The organism is Flavobacterium sp. SH_e (genome assembly GCF_025717045.1).
Taxonomy (GTDB): domain Bacteria; phylum Bacteroidota; class Bacteroidia; order Flavobacteriales; family Flavobacteriaceae; genus Flavobacterium.
Genome location: NZ_JAOVZN010000001.1, coordinates 395,559 through 417,753, shown reverse-complemented (window position 1 = coordinate 417,753; position 22,195 = coordinate 395,559). Strand labels below are relative to the sequence as shown.

Annotated in this window: 19 protein-coding genes; 10 read left to right on the top strand and 9 right to left on the bottom strand. The window is 32.6% G+C overall.

From position 1 onward, the window contains the following. Nucleotides 1–67: 67 nt before the first annotated feature. The 5 genes from OD917_RS01765 to OD917_RS01745 all read right to left on the bottom strand — a co-directional run bounded on the left by OD917_RS01765 (nt 68) and on the right by OD917_RS01745 (nt 3,738). Nucleotides 68–406, bottom strand: a complete 339-nt coding sequence (locus tag OD917_RS01765) for a hypothetical protein (RefSeq protein ID WP_263521827.1) — start codon at nt 404–406, stop codon at nt 68–70. Between the two features lie 18 nt (nt 407–424). Next, nucleotides 425–982 (bottom strand): hypothetical protein, encoded by a 558-nt coding sequence (locus OD917_RS01760; RefSeq protein WP_263521826.1) that lies wholly within the window; start codon nt 980–982, stop codon nt 425–427. A gap of 144 nt (nt 983–1,126) precedes the next feature. Then, nucleotides 1,127–1,795, bottom strand: coding sequence for a response regulator (locus tag OD917_RS01755; protein WP_263521825.1), 669 nt, complete (start codon nt 1,793–1,795; stop codon nt 1,127–1,129). Nucleotides 1,796–1,801: 6 nt separating this feature from the next. Further along, nucleotides 1,802–3,427 carry a tetratricopeptide repeat protein gene (locus OD917_RS01750; RefSeq protein ID WP_318013841.1) on the bottom strand — a complete coding sequence of 542 codons (1,626 nt, stop codon included), beginning with the start codon at nt 3,425–3,427 and terminating at the stop codon, nt 1,802–1,804. Nucleotides 3,428–3,549: 122 nt separating this feature from the next. After that, nucleotides 3,550–3,738 (bottom strand): hypothetical protein, encoded by a 189-nt coding sequence (locus OD917_RS01745; protein ID WP_263521823.1) that lies wholly within the window; start codon nt 3,736–3,738, stop codon nt 3,550–3,552. Nucleotides 3,739–4,090: 352 nt separating this feature from the next. Here OD917_RS01745 and OD917_RS01740 point away from each other — a divergent pair, with 352 nt between their 5' ends. Then, nucleotides 4,091–5,092, top strand: coding sequence for a hypothetical protein (locus OD917_RS01740; RefSeq protein ID WP_263521822.1), 1,002 nt, complete (start codon nt 4,091–4,093; stop codon nt 5,090–5,092). Between the two features lie 124 nt (nt 5,093–5,216). Further along, a complete protein-coding gene (locus OD917_RS01735; RefSeq protein ID WP_263521821.1) occupies nt 5,217–5,630 on the top strand; it encodes a lipocalin family protein in 414 nt (137 codons plus the stop codon). A 103-nt stretch (nt 5,631–5,733) separates the two neighbouring features. Here OD917_RS01735 and OD917_RS01730 read toward each other — a convergent pair whose 3' ends face one another. Then, a complete protein-coding gene (locus OD917_RS01730; RefSeq protein WP_263521820.1) occupies nt 5,734–9,753 on the bottom strand; it encodes a PAS domain S-box protein in 4,020 nt (1,339 codons plus the stop codon). A gap of 12 nt (nt 9,754–9,765) precedes the next feature. Further along, nucleotides 9,766–10,212 (bottom strand): response regulator, encoded by a 447-nt coding sequence (locus OD917_RS01725; RefSeq protein ID WP_263521819.1) that lies wholly within the window; start codon nt 10,210–10,212, stop codon nt 9,766–9,768. Nucleotides 10,213–10,741: 529 nt separating this feature from the next. Between OD917_RS01725 and OD917_RS01720 the strand changes: the two genes are divergently transcribed. Next, nucleotides 10,742–12,187: a glycosyltransferase gene (locus OD917_RS01720; protein ID WP_263521818.1), complete on the top strand. Its 1,446-nt coding sequence runs from the start codon at nt 10,742–10,744 to the stop codon at nt 12,185–12,187. A gap of 68 nt (nt 12,188–12,255) precedes the next feature. Here OD917_RS01720 and OD917_RS01715 read toward each other — a convergent pair whose 3' ends face one another. Beyond that, nucleotides 12,256–12,963, bottom strand: coding sequence for an AAA family ATPase (locus tag OD917_RS01715; protein WP_263521817.1), 708 nt, complete (start codon nt 12,961–12,963; stop codon nt 12,256–12,258). A gap of 136 nt (nt 12,964–13,099) precedes the next feature. On the opposite strand from OD917_RS01715, the gene OD917_RS01710 reads away from it, so the two are divergent. Beyond that, nucleotides 13,100–14,053 carry a glycoside hydrolase family 43 protein gene (locus OD917_RS01710; protein ID WP_263521816.1) on the top strand — a complete coding sequence of 318 codons (954 nt, stop codon included), beginning with the start codon at nt 13,100–13,102 and terminating at the stop codon, nt 14,051–14,053. Between the two features lie 71 nt (nt 14,054–14,124). Here the strand turns inward: OD917_RS01710 and OD917_RS01705 are convergent, their stop codons facing one another. Further along, the gene (locus OD917_RS01705; protein ID WP_263522046.1) at nt 14,125–14,586 is read right to left on the bottom strand and encodes a DUF1810 domain-containing protein; all 462 of its coding nucleotides are present in this window, start codon (nt 14,584–14,586) and stop codon (nt 14,125–14,127) included. 350 nt (nt 14,587–14,936) lie between these two features. Here OD917_RS01705 and OD917_RS01700 point away from each other — a divergent pair, with 350 nt between their 5' ends. The 6 genes from OD917_RS01700 (at nt 14,937) to nagA (ending at nt 22,091) form a co-directional block, all read left to right on the top strand. After that, a complete protein-coding gene (locus OD917_RS01700; protein WP_263521815.1) occupies nt 14,937–15,341 on the top strand; it encodes a hypothetical protein in 405 nt (134 codons plus the stop codon). Between the two features lie 101 nt (nt 15,342–15,442). Beyond that, nucleotides 15,443–17,098: a peptidase domain-containing ABC transporter gene (locus OD917_RS01695; protein WP_263521814.1), complete on the top strand. Its 1,656-nt coding sequence runs from the start codon at nt 15,443–15,445 to the stop codon at nt 17,096–17,098. A gap of 2 nt (nt 17,099–17,100) precedes the next feature. Further along, nucleotides 17,101–18,453 carry an HlyD family secretion protein gene (locus OD917_RS01690; RefSeq protein ID WP_263521813.1) on the top strand — a complete coding sequence of 451 codons (1,353 nt, stop codon included), beginning with the start codon at nt 17,101–17,103 and terminating at the stop codon, nt 18,451–18,453. A gap of 1 nt (nt 18,454) precedes the next feature. Next, nucleotides 18,455–19,852: a TolC family protein gene (locus OD917_RS01685; RefSeq protein ID WP_263521812.1), complete on the top strand. Its 1,398-nt coding sequence runs from the start codon at nt 18,455–18,457 to the stop codon at nt 19,850–19,852. 226 nt (nt 19,853–20,078) lie between these two features. Beyond that, entirely contained in the window at nt 20,079–20,882 is an 804-nt protein-coding gene (locus OD917_RS01680; protein ID WP_263521811.1) for a DUF2490 domain-containing protein, read from the top strand. Nucleotides 20,883–20,969: 87 nt separating this feature from the next. Continuing rightward, the gene (nagA, locus tag OD917_RS01675; protein WP_263521810.1) at nt 20,970–22,091 is read left to right on the top strand and encodes an N-acetylglucosamine-6-phosphate deacetylase; all 1,122 of its coding nucleotides are present in this window, start codon (nt 20,970–20,972) and stop codon (nt 22,089–22,091) included. Nucleotides 22,092–22,195: the final 104 nt, after the last annotated feature.

Sequence of the window (22,195 nt, the reverse complement as noted above, 5' to 3'; positions counted from 1 at the left end):
AAGAGGACAATGAAGTTCCTCTTTAAAACATATTTGGTTTTTATTAAAATAAATTTTGCTGAATATTTTAGTTTCTACAATCAATCATGATAGTGCCTGCTTGGCAAATGTATACACTATTAACTCTTGAATCGCCTTGGTAATGGTTCTCGAGATCTTTCTTTAATTCTTCATATTCTTCTGAACTTACAATTTTTTGTATTTTCACATTTATCAAACGACCAATCGGAGAAATGGTATATAAGCCGTCACTAGTTGTCTTTGAATATTTTTCAGGAGAAAATCCATAGCTTTCATATTCTGTTTGTAGAGATCGTACAAATGAATCTGTTTCTTTATATAGTTCGCTATTGGTTGAACAGCCAAAGATTATAATTATAATAAGAAGAAGTATAATTTTTTTCATAGGTTGCTTTTTTTAGAATTACCATTTTAAATCTACCGTATTGAATTCTAGTATTTGATTTCCGGCTTGATATAGAGGCAATGAAATAAGTATTTTTTTTGATTTTTTCAGCTTTGATAAGAATTTTGCTTCATTATCAATAAAAATTAAGTCACTACTTCCATCTTGTGGTTCAGTATAGCTAAATTTGATAGGCTTCTCTTCATCAAAACGTACTGAGATATAATTGTTATCATATCCTCCACTAATTTGTCCTTTATCAATACTTAAGTATATATCCAAGCCATCCTTTTTTCTTAATGTTAATCTACCATAATTAGTTCCTTCATATGGAAATTCTAGATCTAAGCTTTCATTAGAAATTATCTGTGCAAACTTGATTGCTTTTGATGTCATTTTATCCGTCGATTGATGATATTCCCATTTATTAGTTATTGTTGGTGCAATTGAATCGACAGCTATTGCTGCTGAATCTACGGCTAAAGCTAAATCTGTATCTGACTGGAAAGTTCTTTGACAAGAAAATAGTAGAATTGTAATGAATGTTGCAATGATGTGAATGATGAGGTTCTTCATTTTTTTTTTTGATTTAATTGATTAATAATTCCAAAAGTAAAACCAATCAAAACCAGTATTTTATGGAAAACCGTAATCCGTAAAATTTAAATTTTGGAAATAAAAAAAGCCCCCGAAGGAGCTTGAAAATGATGCGATGAGAATTTAAATAATTCCCATATCTTTTGTGATTGAAACCAAATGAATAGTATTGTTTGCCTTGAAAAAGTCTTTCAGTTTTGATAACCTTTTTTCCATTGCACTTTTACTGTTTGGCTTAATATCGCTGGTTTTAAAAATTTCGATGATTTCATCCTGTGAAGTTCCGGCAGACAAATACTTTAAAATTTTAATATCGACATCGTCAATTTCGTAATTGCCTTTTTCTTGAAGAGCAGAAGCAATTTCGGGCGAAATAAATTTTTGATCTGAATTCGAAATCAGTGTAATCGCTTTTTTGAGATCTTCAATACTATTTCGGCCTTTTAGAACAAAGGCGTTGATTTCAGAATTTTCGAAAAGTGATTTTATACGAACATTTTTATCTTCAATAGAGTAGGCAATGATTTTAATATTAGGCTGCAGTTCACGAACTTTCTCAATTAGTTCGTCACCGCTGCCAATTTTTACTTCACGATGGTCTTTTTTAAATGAAAGATCGCTAATTAATAAATCATATGGTTCATTATCCTGAATGGCTTTTCTTATTTTTAGAAAAGCATCGTCACAATATTTTGCGTGCTGAAAATTGACAATGTCGAAATCATTCAAAGTTTGTTTTATGGCTAAATTGAATTCTTCAAAATCCTCGGCAATAATTACTTTTTTAAACATAGGCTTTTATTTAGGCATTGTTATTTTTACTTTGAAACCTTTATTTGGTTCAGTGTCAAAAGTAATAGTTCCGTTTATAGCCAAAATACGGTTTTCCATATTTTGCAAACCATTTTTTATAATTTTTGATTTTTCGCAGCCTTTACCAATATCGCTATAGTCAATAAATAGAGAATTGGAGTTTGAATTAAATGTTATGGATACCACAGAAGCTTCACTGTGTTTTTTCATATTAACCATTAATTCGTGTAAAACTCTTTGGATGGCAATCTTTTTTAAATCCTCAACCGAATCCCAATTTACTTTATCAATACCGTTAATAATAACGTTTGTTTGACTGCTATTGTAAGTTGAAAGCATTTCTTTTAAATTAGTGGGATAATTTGTACCAGTATCGATATTATTGTTTTCTCGAGAAATTCCTCGAACTCGCAAATAAATATCATCCAATTTTTCTAATAAGTTTTCTTTGTTATTCTCGTTGGTTAAAGGCTGGGTTTGAGTATAAGTAATAGCGTGAAATACATCATTTGCCAAACCATCATGAATGTCTTTTGCAATTCTGGTTTCGGTATCATAGGCTGTTTTTATTTTCTCCATTCGGTTTCTGTTGTCATAATGCTTTTTCAGATAAGCTAATAGAAACAGTAAAATGGTGAAAGCGGCAATAAAGATGATTTTTTCGTTTTCAGCTTCTTTAAGAGCAACTAAATTTTCGGCTTTTTCTAAACGAAGTTTTTCATTTTCGGCTTTTTCTTTTTTCGAATCGTATTTAATTTTAGCGAACTTGTTTTTGAAATTGTTGCGAATTTTAATAATGCTATCATTTAAGAAAATGAATTTTTGGGCATAAGCATTTTGAGAATCAGAATCATTAGAGATTAAGAAGGATAACGCTTTTAAACGTTCGTCAATACTATGAAGTTTTGTGGCTATCTCATATGCTTTTTCGGCATATTCATTTGATTTTTTAATATCAGTTTTTGAGTAAAATTGAGCCAAATGAAGGTTACTGCCAATAATTGCATATAAATCTTGAGACGCTGTTCTAATTTTCAAACCTTCATTCATTAATGCAAGTCCCTTTTCGTTATTTCCAATTCTAAAATAAGCAAAACCAAGATTGTCTAAAACCCTTGCTTTACTTTGTTTTGAAATTTGTTTTTCTTTTAAAATTAATTCTAGAATTTGAATGGCTTCTTTATATTTTTTCTGTTCAATATAAATAACAGCGATATTATTTAAAGGTGAGAACTTAGAAACATTATTTTCAGCATCTTTAATTGCTTCTTTATAATAGTAGATTGCATCATTGTAAAGCGAAAGTTCTTTGTCTGCAATTCCGAAAAAGTTATTAATAGAAACAGTGTAAATGCCTTTCTTTTTAATGTACGGCAGTGCTTCTGTTAAGGTTTCTTTGCTTCCATAAAAATCTCCATTTATTTGTTGGACAGAAGCCATTTGAATTAAATTGTAAACAATATTAGAACTGTCTTTTATAGTTTCAGAAAGTATTTTAGATTTATTAAAATTGTAAAAAGCACTGTTGTAGTTTTTGCTTTGAAAATCGGCAATACCTTTATCTCTTATTTTATAAGCTTCCTCTAAGGTAGGGTTAACTTTAGGAGACACAGTTGTTTTTTCTTTGCAAGAAAAGAAGAAGAGAACCATTAGCAGACAAAAAAACGGGGATCGTAGCATAAAAGTTACTTTCCCCGAAAATAATAATAATTTATATATTACTGTTTTTTAAATTAAGGTTTTTTTGGTGGCGGTACCACAACTGGATCATCATCTGGTCCTTCAGCTTGTGCGCCTTTTATAGGACTAACTTCTTTTTTTACCTCAGTTTTATCAGCAGCTGTTTCGAATTCGTCAGCAGTGCAAGAAAATAATGTAGTTGACAACAGAGCACACGCTCCCCATAAATATAATGTTTTCATTTTTTTAAATTTTAAAAGTTGAACATGGGTATTGCTGTCCGGAATATTTTTCCAGGTTGGTTAATGAATGGCAATACCAAATTTTGTTTGGGAAGTGAAGTGTGTAGAACTATAAAACATTATTTATACTTCCCACATAAACTCTGTTTTACGGTTTTCCACACTTGTTGACTTAACTAGTTTTGTACATTTGTTTTTGACCTGCAGATCAAAACGCTAACTAATTTTGTTGAAGCAAAGTTATATCGGGTTTAGAGCTGTATTGATATGGAATTCCGGGATTTCCGATTTAGTTTTAATGAATCCCTATATGTCCTTAGATGTCCTTTAAAATCCAAAAAAAATATTGCCTATGTGTAACATTACTTTAGAAGATTTATATAAAAAAGCCGTTAAAGAGAAATATGAAGAAGTAAAAAACGGTGATGATTTTTTCTTCTTGAATGCTCCAACAAGAGGAAAACTCAATAAGTTATGTTGGGAGAAATTCACGAATAAAGAGATGCATTCAAATGACTTGACAGTCTTTAATTCTTTGCTTGGACTTTCTTTTGATATTAATTCAAAAAATAAGTTTAGGCAAGAAACGAATCCATTTCGACCAGTAGAAAAATTTTTTAAAGGCGAAACAGATCCAGATAAAATTGAAGTTGTAGATATGGCTGCAATTTTAGTAGATTTTCAACCAAGACCTTTTAATAAGTTTAGGAAAGAAATTGATCCAGAAGATTTGAAATTAATTGAAGAGTTAAGAGACACAAATTTTTCTAAGGGTGGTGCCTTTTCTGATAATTTAATTGATGAGGTAGAAACCGAAAAACTTACAGATTTAAAAATTGAAGAACAGGAGCAAATTCAAAGTCACGAATCAGAAACGATTCAAAGTCCGAAATCAGAATCAGTGCCAATGCCAATTGTTTCAGTAACTTCTGTTGTCACAAAAGATAAACCAAAACCTGAAATTATACGAGATAATAAATTGCTTATAGCCATTACAGCTTTTGCTGTTTGCTTAGGTTTGGTGATTTATTTCGCTTTTTTTAACAAACAGTGCATGCAATGGTCAGAAGATCATTATGAGATTGTAGATTGTTCTTCTGAGATTGGAGGTAATTTTAATGAAATAATTCGGCTAGATAAAGAACTTTTGGACTTTAAAAAAATAAAAGCTTGCGATACTACAACGTGTTTCCTAACAAATGGCGATCCTATCGTTTGGTATTGTAAAACAGCAAATGGAATAGATTTCTTTAATGATAACGGAAATGGTTTGCATCCAGAGAGTAAAAAAGCGCTTCGTCCTATGACGGGCTATATGGTTGGTAAATACCTAAAAGGAAAAACTTGCGAATAATGTTTTTATAACCCTTAATTTTAAGTTAAAATGCGATTTATGTAAATTATTCCTAAAATCATGGAATTTTCTGTAGGATTATACTTTTAATTTAGCAGTATTAATTTTTAAACAAAAATCTACCATGAAAAATAAAGCAATATTATTAGGATTATTAAGTATCGGTTTTTTTGCAGTTTCTTGCAGTAACGATGATAACGAAGGGGAAACAATAGTTCCAATACAAGGAAAATACAATTTAAGTAAAACAGGTACAATTGTAAATGGACAAGAAGTTTTAATTGATGCAATTGAAAACGAAAGTGGCTGTAACAGAGATTATTTAGATTTAAGAGTGAGTAATGCAGCAGTTATTGGGGATTATGACGGTACAGATTGCGCCTTGACAGAAACTACAGGGACTTATGTAAGATCGCATAATGATTTAACGATTACAATTGGGAATGTTAGTTCAGTAAGTGATATCATGAATCTAACCAACAAAGAATTAAAAATAAAAGACAAAACAACTGGTGTAATTACAGTTTATACTAGATAAGAAAATTTGTTTTGAGATAATTTCAATTCGTATTGAAATGGAAAACGGAAACGACATTAAAGTTGTTTCCGTTTTTTTTTTATGAAATTAGATCAAGAAGATTTTAGCTGACAGGAATATAAATATCAAAAGCTGCTCCTTCATTTTGTATTCCTGATGCGGTGATAACTCCGTTGTGGTTTTCTACAATTTTTTTCACAATTGCCAATCCAATTCCAGTTCCGTTGTAGCGGTCTCGACCATGAAGGCGCTGAAAAACTTCGAATATTTTTTTGTTGTATTGCGCTTCAAAACCAATTCCGTTATCTGAAACTTTAACGTGACAGTATTTTTTGGCGGGTATCAGTTTTTCATTTTCTAAATCTTTGCCTAATGCAGTTTTGCTTTGAATTTTAATTACAATCGGAATTTCTGGATTTGAAAATTTCAATGAATTGGATATCAAATTATACAGCAATTGCTTGAATTGAAACGGAATAATATCAACTTGGCAAGTTTGTTTAATTTCAATGATTGCATTTTTTTGTTCTAATTCTTCCGTTAAATCTTCTTTCACTTCTTCGATAATCTCGCTGAGGTCTGTTTTAATAAAAGTGCGTTCATGTGCATTTGTTCTCGAATAAGCCAATAAATCATTAATTAAAGTCTGCATTCGTTGCGCTGCATTTTGCATTCGCTTAAATTTATCTTTTCCGTTTTCAGATAAATTCTCAGATTCTTTTTCGATAATCTGCGAAGCAAAAGTCTGAATTTTTCGAAGAGGTTCTTGCAAATCATGACTCGAGATGTAGGCAAAAGACTGAAGTTCTTTGTTCATTTCTTCGAGTTCATTGTTTTTCTGTTCTAATTCGAGTGCATTCATTTTTAATTTATCATCAGCTTTTTTTCTTTCCGTTAAATCATGCGTTACTTTTGAGAAACCGATAATTTCATTTTGCTTATTATGAATTGCAGTAATTACAACACTTGCCCAGAATTTACTTCCATCTTTGCGTGATCTCCAGCCTTCATGAACCACTTTTCCGTTTTCGATTGCAAGCTGTAAAAGTTTTTCAGGCAGTTTCTTTTGCTGATCTTCTTTGGTGTAGAAAATCGAAAAATATTTTCCAATAATTTCTTCAGCTTTATAGCCTTTTATTTTTTCGGCTCCAGCATTCCAATTTTCAATGATTCCATAGGCATTTAGATATAAAATGGCATATTCCTGAACTTCTTCAACCATTAAATGATAACGTTCTTCACTTTTTCGAAGCGATTCATTCATCTGGATTAATTCTCTCGTTCGAGCTGTAACTTGCTGTTCAAGTTCATGTGTAAAAGCTTTTTCTGTATGAATATCGGTAAAAGCGCCAACCCATTTTATAATTTTATTGTCGATGCCAAAAACGGGTTCGCCAATAACGGTGTGCCATCTATAGGAACCATCTTTTCTATGCATTCTCACATCACAGCGATACATTTCGCCCGTTGCAAGCGCGTGCTGCCATATTTTGACATTTTCTTCAAAATCGTCAGGATGAATCATTTTCTGCCACGAACCTTCAATTCCAGGTTCAATTCCTGTATATTCTAGCCATTTGCCAGAAGTGAAAAGTGCATTTCCTTCGGCATCTGTTTCCCAGATTAATTGCGGAATGCTTTCTGTAAGTGAACGGAATCTTTTCTCACTTTCTTCGATTTTTTTTCGGGCTTCGACTTTTTCGGTAACGTCAATAAGTGTTATTCTAATTCCTGAAATCGAATTATCGCCTTGGCGGAGAGGTGCGAATTCAAAATCAACATAAAACTGATTTCCGCCTTTTTCATTATCAATAAAAAGTAAAGATTCAGATTCAGAATATACTTTTCCTGATTCGTAAACTTTTTTTAATAATTTAGCGTATTTCTGTTTATTCAATTCTGGAAATAATTCCAATATTTTTTTTCCTTGAACTTCCGATTCTTCTTTTTTCCAAATATTCTCCAAAAGCACAAAATTGGCCATTTCGATAACAAAATCATTTCCACGCAAAATAGCTATTGGAACAGGCGACTGCATAATAAGATTACGCAGTTTTTTTTCGCTTTCCTCAATTTTCTGCTGATATTTCTTTTCGTCAGTAATATCTCGAATCGTTCCAATTAGTTTTTCTGGCTGATGATTTTCATCATAAAAAACTTTTCCTTTTCCTTCAATCCAATGTATCGATTGGTCTTTCCAAATTACCCGTACTTCATAATTTAGAAAACCTGAACTTAATGCTTCCTTAAAACCTTTATTTCTTATGTGAAGATCGTCGGGATGAAGATGTGCTAATAATTCTTCATGCGTCAGCATTACATCTTCGGTGTAACCGCCAATAATTTCAAGATATCGTTGAGAGTAAGTCGGGATTCTCGTTTTTACATTCAATTCCCAAGTTCCTAATTCGCTGGCTTCAACTACTATTCTTAAGCGTTCTTCGTTAAGTTCAATTTTTTTTCTGGCTTCAACTTTTTCGCTTACTTCTGTAACGGTTACTAAAATTCCCGAGATTGTACCATTTTCTTCTTTTAATGGATGATAAAGAAAATCAAAATAGGAAGTTTCAATTTTTCCGTATCGGTTTAAAGGAACAGGAACTTCAATTCCATGAAAAGGAATTCCATTTTTTAAAACGCCATCTAAGAAAGCGCTAACGGTTTCTTTTACTTCAGGCAATGATTCATACAATGATCTTCCTACAAAAGTTTTTTCTTCTCGATCTACTAGTTTAAGATAAGCTTCATTAGCCATTTCGACAATATATTCTGGCCCTCGAAGAATCGTGATGCCAACAGGTGCCTGTCTAACTGTATTACGGAAACGTTTGTCACTTTCTTCAATTTTTTGTTTGGCCAAATACAAGTCGGTGATGTCTACGGCGGTATTCATTACACCATAAATTTTACCATTTAGATCGTACAAAGGCGTAAAACTGTAATTGAAATAAGATGTTTTTAAAACATTATCAACAACAAGATCAATTCGGGTATTTTTAGAATGAAAAGATTGTCCAGTTTCATAAACGGTTTCGACTTGTTTAAATATTGGCTCATCTTTTAATTCGGGAAGAATTTCAGTGTATGTTTTTCCAATTACGTCAGGACCTTTTCCCCAAACTTTAATGATTGAGTCATTGGCAAGTTCAATGCGCATTTCTTTTCCAACATAAACGGCAATAGGAAAAGGAGCATTTTCAACCAATTGTCTTATTTTTTGTTCACTTTCTTCTACTTTTGAGCGAGCCAAAACTTGAGCAGTAACTTCTGTAGCAATTGCAGCAACGCCGGAAATAGTTCCGTCGGGTTCTCTTAAAGCTTCGTAAACAAAATTGATATAAGTATTTTCAGTTTGTCCATTTCGATTTAATTGGACAAAAAGTTCGTCTGTCGTAATTTTTTTTCCATCTGTAAAAACCTTGTGCAAAATTTCATCAAAACCTTGTTTCTTTAGTTCAGGAAGAACTTCAAAAATGGACTTATTAATTACATTTTCTGCTTTTGTTTCCCAAAGCTGGAGCATTTGTTCATTAGCAATTTCAACAACATGATTTTCACCTCTAAAAATGCACATTGCAACAGGAGCTTGCATAATATTATTTACAAATCGTGCATTGCTTTCTTTTAGCGCATCTTCAACAATTTTCTTTTCTGTGGTTTCAATAACAGTTACTAAAATACCGCCGACAGATCCGTCTTCAATTTTTATTGGACTGTATGAAAAATCAAAAAAACAATCTTCTATATAACCATTTCGATGCAATGAAACTTTAAAATCAGGAAAACTTACGGCTTGTCCCTGCATTACATCGGCGAACATTGGACCAATAGTTTCCCAAATTTCAGCAAATGTATTTCGGGAACTTCCGCCTAGAGCTTCTGGATGTTTAGAAGTTCCAAGAATAGGTCTAAAAGCATCATTGTAGAGCTGAGTATAATTTTTTCCCCACGCAATGTACATTCCAAACGGATTGCCAAGCATCATTGCAGTCATTGTTTTTAAGCTTTGGGGCCATTTTTCAGGATCGCCCAAAGGTGTTTTGCTCCAATCTGCAGAACGAATTAAACTTCCCATTTCGCCTCCTTCGGAAAGAAAATAATGTTCCTTTTTTTTTCGGTTCATTTCCAAAGAAGATTAAGGTTGCAGTATAAATTTTGCTCTTTCGGGCTGTTTGAAATTATTTTCAGATGCTACATTTAGTGCTTTTTCGATAACGGTTTTTAGTTTTGAAAATTCACCCGGTTTTCGAATATAATAAGAAGCACCGTTTTGATATAAATTGTTTACAATTTCGCTGTCTAGCGAAGTAGAGAAAATTATAATCGGCAGATTGTTTAATTTTTCATCTTTCTTAATTTCATCCAGACATTCAAGACCGTTTTTTCGGGGCATATTTAAATCCAAAAAAATAACATCTGGAAGATTTGAAATATTTATTTTGAGATAATCCATCAATTGTACTCCATCGTGAACCATAGAAAGATTAGTGCTGACAGCTATTTCATCGAGAGCTTCTTTAAAGAAAAGGCAGTCATCTTCGTCGTCGTCAGCCAATAAAAGATTGTAATGCTCCTTATTCATATTGTAGTCTCCTCAATTTAGGGTTAAGTTTGTTTGGTTAAATTTAACTTTTTTCCGTAAGATTTTCTGCTTTTTTGTGAAGAATGTTTTTTTAAACACAAAAAAATAGAATATAAATATGTTTTTCACACTCAAATGCAATTTTCTGCTAAAAATTGCGTTTAATTTATTCTTACCTTTTATAGTGCAAAACTATTTTTGAGATTTGGTTTTCTTTTAAAAATAGAAATTATAAACCTTCTGAAAGCCTTTTAAAATCTCACTTTTCAATCCAAAATTTTACCATTTTAGTGTTTACTGTATCCGTAAAGTGTAAAATAATTACACACTCTTTTTTGTTTTATTTTTTATAAATAGCTCTATGCCAGTATAAAGACGTGTTGGCACGCCGCTTGCAAATTGTGTTTATGTCAAATCTTTGATGTGTTTGTTTTTTTATTGTTTCTCGAAAAAATGAGAAGCAAATAAATCAGAAAAGAAAGATTTTACTAAAAGCCAAATTAAGGAAATTAAAAAAAGGAGTATAAGCATGGAAAGCGAAACAATTATCTCAGAACAATTTTATGCGAACAATAGTTCAGCTATCAGCGAAAAAACATTAACAGGTTCATTTTTCAGAACCAACGAAAAATCACAAAAAGTACATGTAGAAAGACCATCAAGTCCATTTGGATTAGCAATTCTTGTTGCCACATTTTTATTGATGCTTTCGGGTGTGTATTTAGTATTTCAATTTCAAGACGATTTTGAACAATTTCATTTTGAAAGAATCGCTTCAACTTGGGGATTACCATTTTTAATCCTCACAACAATTTTATTCTTCTATCAAACGGGAGTTTTCTTGTACAGCTCTTATTTGTATTTAAGATATAAACCAATCGAATCTGTATCAGACGATTTATTGCCAACTTGTACGATTATCGTTCCGGCATACAATGAAGGAAAATTAGTTTGGGACACTTTATTAAGCCTTGCAGAAAGTGATTATCCAGCAGAAAAATTACAGCTTTTAGCAATTGACGATGGAAGTAAAGATGATACCTGGTATTGGATGCAAGAAGCAAAAGCAAAATTAGGAGATCGTGTTACGATTTTTCAACAGCCTAAAAATCAAGGGAAACGTCAAGCTCTTTACAGAGGTTTTAAATTAGGAACGGGAGAAATCTTTGTAACGGTAGACAGCGATTCTATTGTGAAAAAAGATACTTTAAGAAACTTAGTTAGTCCGTTTGTGGTAAACAAAAAATGTGGAGCAGTTGCTGGAAACGTTCAGGTTTTAAACAATAAATCGGCAGTTTTACCAAAAATGCTTAATGTGAGTTTCGTTATGAGCTTTGAATACCAACGTTCTGCTGAAAGCGAATTAGGTTCAGTATTATGTACACCAGGTGCATTGGCAGCTTACAGAAGAGATGCAGTTTTCAACTGTCTTCCAGAATGGATCAATCAGACATTTATGGGCGAACCGTCGGATATTGGAGAAGATCGCGCTTTAACAAATATGATTTTGAAACAAGGTTTCGAAGTTAAATTTCAAAAAAATGCAGTAGTATTAACGAATGTTCCTGAAGAATATAAAGGTTTATACAAAATGTTTATCAGATGGGCGAGAAGTAACGTTCGTGAAAATCTTATGATGGCAAAATTTGTTTTTACAGATTTTAGAAAAGGATCAAAATTTGGAGCTAGAATGTTATTCTTAAACCAATTTTTTAAGATTGCAATGACATATCCGTTTCTTCTTTTTATGTTATACTTTATTGCAGTTCACCCAATCTTATTTTTAAGTTCAACATTAGCAGCGATTTTAATTTTCTCAACATTTTCAATGCTATTTTACGCAAAAAGATACAATTTGTCAGAGTCTTTCTGGGCTTATTCTTACAGTGTTTTCTACACTTTTAGTTTGTTCTGGATTGCGCCTTATGCGATTGCAACTGCAAACAAAAAAGGATGGCTGACAAGAGGATTATAATATTCATTCTATTTTATATAAAACTCCGCCAAATGAAAACCCGCTGTATTTTACAGCGGGTTTTTTGATTATTGTTGAATATCTAAAGCAGCAATAATCTGCTTTTTCATTGTTGTATTTATGTAATCTAAGGTTTCGGCATAAGAAATTGAATAATGCCTTTCGATGTTTTGAAATTGCTCTGGAAATTGGCTTAAAATTTTATCATAATAAATATCCAACTGTTTATCTGAAGGCATTTCGTATTTCAAACGAAGCTGAAATCTTCTCAATAAAGCGCTGTCTATTATTTCGTAATGATTCGTTGCGCAGATCAATAAACTATCAGAAGGGAAATAATCAAAAAGCTGAATTATAGTGTTTACCAAACGTCTCATTTCGCCCACATCTTTATCGTCGCTGTCTCGGCTTTTTCCAATTTGATCAAATTCATCCAAAAATAAAACGGCTCTTTCTAGAATTGCTCTATCAAAAATGGCTTTTAAGTTTTTAGAAGTTTCGCCAATTCTAGAATCGATAACGGTGCTGAGGTTGACTATGATAATTTTTTTATTTAAAGTATTGGCAATCGCTTTTGCTGTTGTCGTTTTCCCGCAGCCAGAACTTCCGTGCAGTAAAATTTTATTATCAACTTTAAGATTATACTTTTTTAATTCGTCAACATATTGATGCTCTTTGATAATTTGAAGCAAAGAAGCTTTATTTTCAGCACTAAAAAATAAATCGTCTAAAGCAATTTTTTCATTATCAATTACAGTAAGATCATTCAGGTTCATCAGCGTTTAATTTGCTGCAAAATTAAGTTTTATTCTGTAATGTTCTCATTCTCAAAAATAGCTTTTCTGGAAAAATTTTCTGCTCAAATTCAATACTTTAAAATGTTTTGTTATTTTTAAAATAAAAAAATAAACTATGAAAAAGATGCTCTTCAGTTTTCTGATTATTACTTCTTTGCATTCTTATGCTCAAAATAATCCCATTTTTAAAGGATGGTATGCAGATCCTGAAGGAATCATTTTTGAAGAAACTTATTGGGTTTATCCAACTTATTCAGCGCCATTTGACGAGCAAGTTTTTTTTGATGCCTTTTCTTCTCCCGATTTAGTGAATTGGACAAAACATCCAAAGATTTTAGATACTACAGCCGTCAAATGGGCGAAACGCGCAATGTGGGCGCCATCGATCATTAAAAATAAAAATAAATATTTTTTGTTTTTTGGTGCAAATGATATTCACGAAGGAGAAACTGGCGGAATAGGAGTTGCAGTAGCTTCAAAACCAGAAGGACCTTATAAAGATTATTTAGGAAAACCCTTAGTAGATAAAATTATTAACGGTGCACAGCCAATCGATCAATTTGTTTTTAAGGACAAAGACGGTCAGCATTATTTAATTTACGGTGGCTGGAGACATTGTAATATTGCCAAATTAAAATCGGATTTTACTGGATTTATACCGTTTGAAGATAAAACAGTTTTCAAAGAAATGACACCAGATAATTATACAGAAGGGCCTTTTATGTTTATTAAAAACAATAAATATTATTTCATGTGGTCTGAAGGAGATTGGGGTGGTCCCGATTATTGTGTGGCTTACGGAATTGCAGATTCTCCAATGGGGCCCTTTAAAAGAATTGGAAAAGTTTTAGAATCAGATCCGAAAATTGCTCGTGCAGCGGGACATCATTCGATTATAAAAGTACCAAACAAAGAGCAATATTATATTGTCTATCACAGAAGACCTTTGACCGAAACAATAATGCATTCAAGAGAAACTTGCATCGAAGAAATGTTTTTTGATGAAAATGGTTTTATAAAACCGGTTGTTTTGACCAATGAAGGAGTAAAGGCCAATCCGTTAAAGTGAAACGCATTATATAAGATAGAAAATCGAAAGGGAATAGTTTTTACGCTATTCCCTTTTTCGTCCTAAGAATATCAAGAAAGTAATACTGTGTCTGGCACAACAGTAATTTTTTGAGTAAAATTTAAAGTGAGTTGATCCAAATGTCCAAAGAAAAATGTATCCAAAACTTGTTGAAACACAGGATGCGCATTTTGTACCTGAACAAATAAACTCATAGAAGAGTGTAGTTTTTTCGCTCCCAAATCTCCTAAAATTCCTTCCGCTGATTTTTTGTTTAAAGTCAGCAAAAGTTTCGAAATCTCAATTAGATGTTTTGATAAAATCGGATGATTTAAAAATTCTGTCGCTTCTTTTAAATCTGCTACAGCATAATAATCTGATATTGTACTTTTCCCTAATCCTTTAATCTGCGGAAAAATAAACCACATCCAATGCGTTTCTTTTTTACCTTTTTTAATTTCAGAAAAAGCAGTTAAGTACAGTTTATTTTGAGCGTCTAGAAATCGGGTCAAATCATTTTGTGCGTAAGTCATATCTTGATTCTGTATTAAATCGTTTATAAATGGAGTTTCTTTAATAGGTAACACTTTATATTTCTTTATTATACTTTGTCAAATTTTTCGAGTACCAAAAGTAAAACGCCAAAAACGGTACGAGTTATAGAATTGCAATTGTGCGTTACATAATTCCGAGTCTGTAAGAAAGCCTTGTTAATATAATTTTAAAGTTTGAATGATTCTAAATTCTAATGTTATTTTAATGTTCTCCAAAAAAAATGGCTCTAAATTGCGCGCTCAGAAAAATGATAATAAACGCCTTAAATCACTGAGATTTTGAATTAAATTAATTGTGATTTGATTAAACTTTGAGCCTTTTTTAGAGTATGTTGAATAAAATTAGAAATAGCTTTTTATGTAAATGCCTTCAGGCGTTGCTGGTCGGCTATTTTCTTATTAGCAGTTTAAACATCTCAAATAGTGTAGGTAGAATCATCAATGCAAACGCAGAAACCTATACCGTAAAAGGGATTACGTGTAATTTTCTAAAAAAAATCTTCAAATGTGACGGAATTCCAGAAGAATTGGACGATTACAAAACAAAAGATACCAAAACAGCCAAATTAGCAAAAGGAATTCCTTTAATGGAATATTTGATTTCATCAGAATCACTTATGCCTAATTTTTATTTTTTAATAGAATCACAAGCGAAAAAATATATTGACAATACAATATTCTCTTTTGGTTTTCATGGTAAAATAGACATACCGCCTCCTCGGGTTAATTCATAAATACTTGTTTTTTAAGGATTAGGATAAAAAATCTTCGTCCTGAATACGGTTTTTGCCGTATATTTATTCTATGTAATAATCTTGTATTTATACTTAAATTCATGACACCATTTAAACGTTTTTATAACTTATTGCAGCTTGATAAGCGCGATGTATATCAAATTATCTTCTATGCTGCTTTTGCAGGGTTAGTAAATCTTTCTCTGCCTTTGGGAATCCAAGCTATTATTAATTTTATTCAAAGCGGTCAGCTAAGCGTTTCTTGGATCATTCTTGTAATTCTGGTTACGGTTGGAGTTGGTTTTGGAGGAGTTTTAACGATTTTACAGCTTCGTATTGTAGAGAATCTGCAACAGCGAATTTTCGTTCGTTCTTCTTTCGAATTTGCTTATAGGATGCCTTTAATTAAATTTAAAGAAATGTACTCGGAGTATGCTCCAGAAAAAGCCAATCGTTTTTTCGATACTTTAATGGTGCAAAAAGGAACAGCAAAACTTTTACTAGATTTTTGTACAGCATTTCTTCAAGTTGGTCTGGGGATTATTTTATTGGTTCTTTACCATTCTTTCTTTATGGTAATCGGACTTTTATTTATAGTCATTTTATATGTCATTTTTAAGTTTTCGTATAAAGACGGTTTAGAAACCAGTTTGAACGAATCAAAATTTAAATATAAAGTTGCGGCGTGGCTTCAGGAAATTGCGAGAAACAGAGAAAGTTTTCGCAGAAAAGGAGCTTTTGAATACGCTTTGGGAAGAAATGACAAATATGCAAGCAACTATATAAATTACCGTGAAAAGCACTTTCAGGTAATGAAGAAACAATACATTCAGCTTACTATTTTTAAGGTAATTGTTACTGCTGCCTTATTATCGATCGGTGGTTTTCTGGTAATTCACCACCAAATGAACATAGGGCAGTTCGTAGCAGCTGAAATCGTAATTGTATTATTAATCAACTCCGTAGAAAAAATCATCTTCGGATTAGAGTCTTTCTACGATGTATTGACTTCTGTTGAAAAAATCGGTCAGGTGACTGATATGGAAATTTCATGCATTCCTCAAACTTCAGATAAAACTGAAAAAGGGATCAATATCGAAACCGAAAGCATCAATTACAATTATCCAGAACACAACAAAAAATCGCTGAAGAATATCAATTTAAAAATCTCTCAAGGAGAAAAAATTATTCTTACGGGAACAAACGGTGCAGGAAAAAGTACCTTATTGAGACTACTTTCGGGTGTTTTAGAACCAGAAAGCGGAGCAATGTATGTGACCGATAATTATATGAACCGTCTTAACGAAGACACTTATAGAGCGCAGGCAGGAACATATTTGCAAGGCGATACACTTTTTGCAGGAACAATTCGCGAGAATATTGTTTTTGGAAATGAAGAATTGAACAGCGATGATTTAAAATGGGCTTTAGATAATGTTGGTCTTACACCGTACATTAAAACTTTCGAGAACGGGTTGGAAAATCAAATTCATCCCGGAGGACGTGAACTTTCTGCTTCTGATGTTCAAAAAATTCTTTTGGCTAGAAGTATTGTTGGTAAGCCAAATATCTTATTCTTAGAAGATCCAGTTGATAAAATGGACGAATTGACTTCGAGTAAAATTGTTGATTTTTTACTTTCTGAAGAAAATGACTGGACTGTTATTGTAACTTCTAAAAATGATATTTGGAAAAGCAAATGCAGTCGTATGATCACGATTGATGACGGAAAAATTATTAACGACATAAAGCTTTAATCATGCTCAATATATCTAAAGATAATAACGTACTTATAACGCCGGGCAAATATAAATCGATTACAAGCGTTGCCCGAAGACCTCATTATAAAATTTTAAATAGAGTCATAATCGGATTTTTGATTTTTGCTGTCTTATGCCTTTTTCTGCCGTGGACACAAAATATTTCAGGTAGTGGTTCTGTAACAACTTTAAAACCAGATCAAAGACCTCAAACGGTTCATAATGCAATTGCAGGACGAATTGAAAAATGGTTTGTAAAAGAAGGTGATTATGTAAAAAAAGGAGATACGATTCTTTTTATTTCGGAGATCAAAGAAGATTACTTAGATCCAAATTTGGTTGGAAACACCAAACAACAGGTTGATGCCAAAAAGATGGCAGTGGAATCGTACAGTGATAAAGTAAATTCGCTTGATGTTCAGGCACAATCGCTTAGTACAGAAAAACAATTGAAGCTGCAGCAGGCTCAGAATAAAATTCGTCAGGCACAGCTGAAAATAAAAAGTGACAGTATGGATCTTGTTGCGGTTAGAACACAATTGAGAATTGCTAAAACGCAATTTGACCGTTCAACTGCCTTAAACAAAGAAGGTCTTAAACCAATGACTGATGTCGAGCAGAAAAGATTAAAACTTCAGGAATCTGAAGCATACATCATCACTCAGGAAAATAAATTATTGAGTAGCAGAAACGAATTGATTAATGCAAAAGTAGAAATCAATAGAATTTCTGCAGAATATGCTGAAAAAATATCTAAATCTAGAAGTGATAAGTTTACCGCTTTAAGTACGCAATACGATACAGAAGCTCAGGTAAATAAATTGGAAAACCAATATACTAATTACAGATTAAGAAATGGTTTGTATTATATTACAGCGCCACAAAGCGGTTACGTAAACCGTGCATTACTGGCTGGTCTTGGAGAAACCATCAAAGAAGGAACTCCTGTAGTAAGCATTATGCCAGCTAAATATGATATTGCGGTAGAAACTTATGTAGATCCAATCGATTTACCGCTTGTCCACCGTGGTGCAAAAGTTCGTGTTTGGTTTGACGGATGGCCTAGAATTGTATTTTCTGGATGGCCTGGATTATCTTATGGAACTTACGGAGGTAAAGTTGTAGCCATAGAAAACTTTATAAGCCCGAATGGAAAATACAGAATTTTAGTTTCACCAGATGGAGAAGATCGTCACTGGCCAAAAGAGCTTAGTATTGGTGCTGGTGCGCAAAGTATTGCATTGCTAGAAACCGTTTCGGTATGGTACGAGATTTGGCGAAACTTGAATGGTTTCCCACCAAATTATTATAACTCAGGAGAAAAAGAAGAAAAAGGAAAGGAGAAAAAGTAAAATGAGAAATCTAGTAAAACTGTTTTCTTTCTTAATGCTATTTTGTATTTCTACGCTGCAAAGTCAGAATTTTAATCAAGAGGAACTTACTTTTATCGAGTTTTTGGGATATGTAAAAAAGTATCATCCATTGGTAAAACAAGCTAATCTTGAAGTGACAAACGCTCAAGCAAAGCTGATGATGGCAAGAGGCGGATTTGATCCAAAACTTGAAGTAGATTACAATAAGAAAGAATTTAAAGGCACAGAATATTATTCGCTATTAAACAGCAGTTTCAAAATTCCGACTTGGTACGGAGTCGAGATTAAAGCAGGTTTTGACGATACGAGTGGTGAATATTACAACCCGCAGAACAAAACTCCAGAAGCAGGTTTAACTTCGCTAGGAATTAACGTTGCTTTGGGACAGGGAATGTTTATCAATCAAAGAATGGCCGATGTTCGCGAAGGAAAACTTCAGGTTAAACTGAGTGATGCACAGCGTAAACTAAGAGCGATTGAAATTTTATATCAAGCAAGTGAAGCTTATTTTGAATGGAGAAAAAGCTATAACGAAGCAGAATTATATAAAAATTATTTAGGTTTTGCGAGCACTCGTTTTGAAGGAGTCAAGAAACTAATCAAAGAGGGAGATGCACCAGCGATTGACAGCGTTGAAGCTAAAATTACGGTGCGGAACAGAGAGCTGAATGTTGAAAATGGAAATTTAAAATTAGCTAAAGCAAAACTTAAACTGGCTAATTTTTTATGGATTGAAAATGTTCCAGTTGAATTAGGAGATTTGGTTAAACCAGAGCAAAATTTAATTCAGACCATAGAAGAGACTTTAAAGACGGATGCTATGATGGTTGATGTTGAATCGTTAGACTCACACCCAAAAATTCAGTCTCTGGAAACGAAAATGGATATTCTAGAAGTAAACCGTCAGCTGAAAGCTAATGCATTGCTTCCTAAAATAAATGTGGGGTATAACTACATCTCAGAACCCAATTACTGGAATAATTTCAATGCAGATGATTATAAGTTTAATATCGATTTTAGTTTCCCTATTTTCTTAAGAAAAGAACGAGGAAGTTTAAAAATGGCAAAACTGAAAATTCAGGATATGCAGTTTGATATTGGTCAGCAGCGCTTGGAACTTAAAAATAAAATCAAAGCGCAACAAACAGAAATTGCTTCGTTAAGAAAACAGAAAATAGTAATCGATAATCTCGTAAAAGATTATATGACAATGCTAAATTCAGAAGAAAAATTATTCTCTTTTGGAGAAAGTTCGATTTTCTTAATCAATTCAAGAGAAAATAATTTGGTTAGCGCAAAATTGTCGCAAATAAGTTTAGAGAATCAATTCTATCTGTCGAATGCCGAATTGTATAAAATACTGGCAAATCCAGATTAAAAAAAAATATGTAGTCTGTACCTGTCTGCATTATATTAGTTTTCAGAATTTAAATTAAAAAAAAGCTTTAGATTATTTTCTAAAGCTTTTTTGTTTTGAAGAAATGTTTAAAAAAGCGGTTTCAAATTATAACATGAAACCGCTTTTTCAAAAAGTTAAAAACTTCTTTATTTAAATTTGATAGACTTTCTTATTTCGCAGCCGTGTAATTTAATATTGACTGATTATGAGTTTATTAAAAAAGAGTTTCTTTTTATTCTGTTGCATCATTCTGTCTCAAGTATTAAAAGCTCAAGATGCTCCTTACACAATGGGGTTTATTCCAGCATCTATAAGCGAAGTTGATGTTGCGTTTCCGTTAATAGAAAAATGGCATTTGAGCGGTCAGGCAGATTTACAGCTTGTTACCCAAGGCGCTTACACAAATGGAAATCCTTTTGAATATACACAGCGTAAAGTCATAAGACCTTGGATTATTTATTCTGGGCTTAAAAATATGAAGCTTTGGTTAGGATATGCCCACAACCAGAAATATGCCATTGAAGAAGCAGGCAATTATAAAACCTTAGAAAATAGACTTATCGTTATGGGAACTTATACCCAAGAAATGCCTAAAGGTTCTCTTTTTGAACAAGTGCGGTTCGAAACCAAGTTTTTTGATGACAGAAATGGCAACCCTCAGACGATTCCAAGATTAAGAGCACGTTTTGGAGTCAATCATTATTTAAGACAGAGTAAAGAAAAGCCAATTTTTCTGGCACCGAATATTGGTTATTATACAGAATTGATGCTGAAGTTTGCTTCAAAAGATTATGCCGAAGAACATTTTGATATTTTCAGATTATCGGTTTATTATACTGCTGGAATTACACCGAATATTCATTTTTTGGCAGGCATTATAGGTCAGATGCAGTTGCGAACAAACGGATCTCAGTTTGATGTTTATTACGGACCAATGGTTTCAGTTAAATACAGTGTAAAACCTAAGGAGCGAGAAACATTTGACAGTGTCGATGGCGGTGCAGATTAACCAAATTATTTCTGGCGATTTTAAATGAGTTTATTTTGCTTAAAACTTATAATATTTAACTTTGAAATGTTATAAGAAATAAACAAAATGAAACAAGCGATTATAAATGCTGTTGTACACACAGGTGAAGAAATAATAGAAAATGGAGTTGTTATTGTAGAGAACGGAATTATTGTTTCTGTGCAGAAAGAAATTCCAAACGACATTCAAACAATTGATTTGAAGGGAAATCATCTGTCGGCAGGATTTATAGACATTCAGATTAATGGCGGAGAAAAGTATTATTTCAGCCAGACTCCAAATGAAGAGACTATTCAGGATATTTATGATGCCAGCATGAAATATGGCACAACGCACGTTTTACCTTGTTTGATTTCGTCTTCTCGAGAAACTATTCTTCAAGGAATCGAAGCTGTTCGCGATTATATGAAAAAGCACAATAATGGCGTAATCGGGATGCATTTGGAAGGGCCATTTTTAAATCCAGAAAGACGTGGTGCGCACAGCATTGATCAAGTTCGAAAACCTACTGATGAGGAACTTCAAGAAATCATCAACAAAGGAAAGGACGTTATAAAAGTGATTACAATTGCTCCAGAATGTTTCACTGAAGAACAATTGAATATGCTGATCGAGAGTGGAATAACAATTTCTATCGGACATTCGACGATAACACACAAAGAAGCAAAATACTATTTTTCGAAAGGAATAAACCTTGTAACGCATTTATTTAATGCAATGACACAATTTGGACATCGCGAACCAGGTTTAGTTGGAGCTGTTTTTGAAAATGAAAAAGTTTATGCTCCAGTAATTTTAGACGGAATGCATTGTGATTATGCGGCGGCAAAAATTGCCTTTAAGTTAAAACAAGAAAAATTCTTCTTAATCAGCGATGCTACATTTTTAGGACGAAAAGTTGCCAATTTCAAATGGGATAATTTTGATGCTCATTTAGTTGATGGTTTCTACAGAAATGAAGACGGAAATCTGGCAGGAGCAACAATTTCAATGACAGAAGCAGTGCAAAATGCTTATAATCATTTAAATGTTTCTGTAGATGAAGCTATAAAAATGGCAACGACAAGAGTAGCCGCAGCAATTGGTATGGAAAATAAATTCGGAAAAATTAAATCTGGTTTTCCTGCAAGTTTTGTTCAATTCAATTCTGATTTATCTAAAATTGAGACTTTAGATTTAACCTTATAAAGCTTTAAAATATGATTGTTAAGTATAGTTTCTGTTAAGGAAAACTTACTTTGGATATATTTAGGTTTAATACTTTTCTTTCAATATGCTTGTTTTTAAAAAGC

Excerpts from the sequence above, each read along its gene's own strand:
- OD917_RS01765 (WP_263521827.1), bottom strand. The coding sequence starts at position 406 with ATGAAAAAAATTATACTTCTTCTTATTATAATTATAATCTTTGGCTGT.
- OD917_RS01760 (WP_263521826.1), bottom strand. The coding sequence starts at position 982 with ATGAAGAACCTCATCATTCACATCATTGCAACATTCATTACAATTCTA.
- OD917_RS01755 (WP_263521825.1), bottom strand. The coding sequence starts at position 1,795 with ATGTTTAAAAAAGTAATTATTGCCGAGGATTTTGAAGAATTCAATTTA.
- OD917_RS01745 (WP_263521823.1), bottom strand. The coding sequence starts at position 3,738 with ATGAAAACATTATATTTATGGGGAGCGTGTGCTCTGTTGTCAACTACA.
- OD917_RS01740 (WP_263521822.1), top strand. The coding sequence starts at position 4,091 with ATGTGTAACATTACTTTAGAAGATTTATATAAAAAAGCCGTTAAAGAG.
- OD917_RS01735 (WP_263521821.1), top strand. The coding sequence starts at position 5,217 with ATGAAAAATAAAGCAATATTATTAGGATTATTAAGTATCGGTTTTTTT.
- OD917_RS01730 (WP_263521820.1), bottom strand. The coding sequence starts at position 9,753 with ATGAACCGAAAAAAAAAGGAACATTATTTTCTTTCCGAAGGAGGCGAA.
- OD917_RS01725 (WP_263521819.1), bottom strand. The coding sequence starts at position 10,212 with ATGAATAAGGAGCATTACAATCTTTTATTGGCTGACGACGACGAAGAT.
- OD917_RS01720 (WP_263521818.1), top strand. The coding sequence starts at position 10,742 with ATGGAAAGCGAAACAATTATCTCAGAACAATTTTATGCGAACAATAGT.
- OD917_RS01715 (WP_263521817.1), bottom strand. The coding sequence starts at position 12,963 with ATGAACCTGAATGATCTTACTGTAATTGATAATGAAAAAATTGCTTTA.
- OD917_RS01710 (WP_263521816.1), top strand. The coding sequence starts at position 13,100 with ATGAAAAAGATGCTCTTCAGTTTTCTGATTATTACTTCTTTGCATTCT.
- OD917_RS01705 (WP_263522046.1), bottom strand. The coding sequence starts at position 14,586 with ATGACTTACGCACAAAATGATTTGACCCGATTTCTAGACGCTCAAAAT.
- OD917_RS01700 (WP_263521815.1), top strand. The coding sequence starts at position 14,937 with ATGTTGAATAAAATTAGAAATAGCTTTTTATGTAAATGCCTTCAGGCG.
- OD917_RS01695 (WP_263521814.1), top strand. The coding sequence starts at position 15,443 with ATGACACCATTTAAACGTTTTTATAACTTATTGCAGCTTGATAAGCGC.
- OD917_RS01690 (WP_263521813.1), top strand. The coding sequence starts at position 17,101 with ATGCTCAATATATCTAAAGATAATAACGTACTTATAACGCCGGGCAAA.
- OD917_RS01685 (WP_263521812.1), top strand. The coding sequence starts at position 18,455 with ATGAGAAATCTAGTAAAACTGTTTTCTTTCTTAATGCTATTTTGTATT.
- OD917_RS01680 (WP_263521811.1), top strand. The coding sequence starts at position 20,079 with ATGAGTTTATTAAAAAAGAGTTTCTTTTTATTCTGTTGCATCATTCTG.
- nagA (WP_263521810.1), top strand. The coding sequence starts at position 20,970 with ATGAAACAAGCGATTATAAATGCTGTTGTACACACAGGTGAAGAAATA.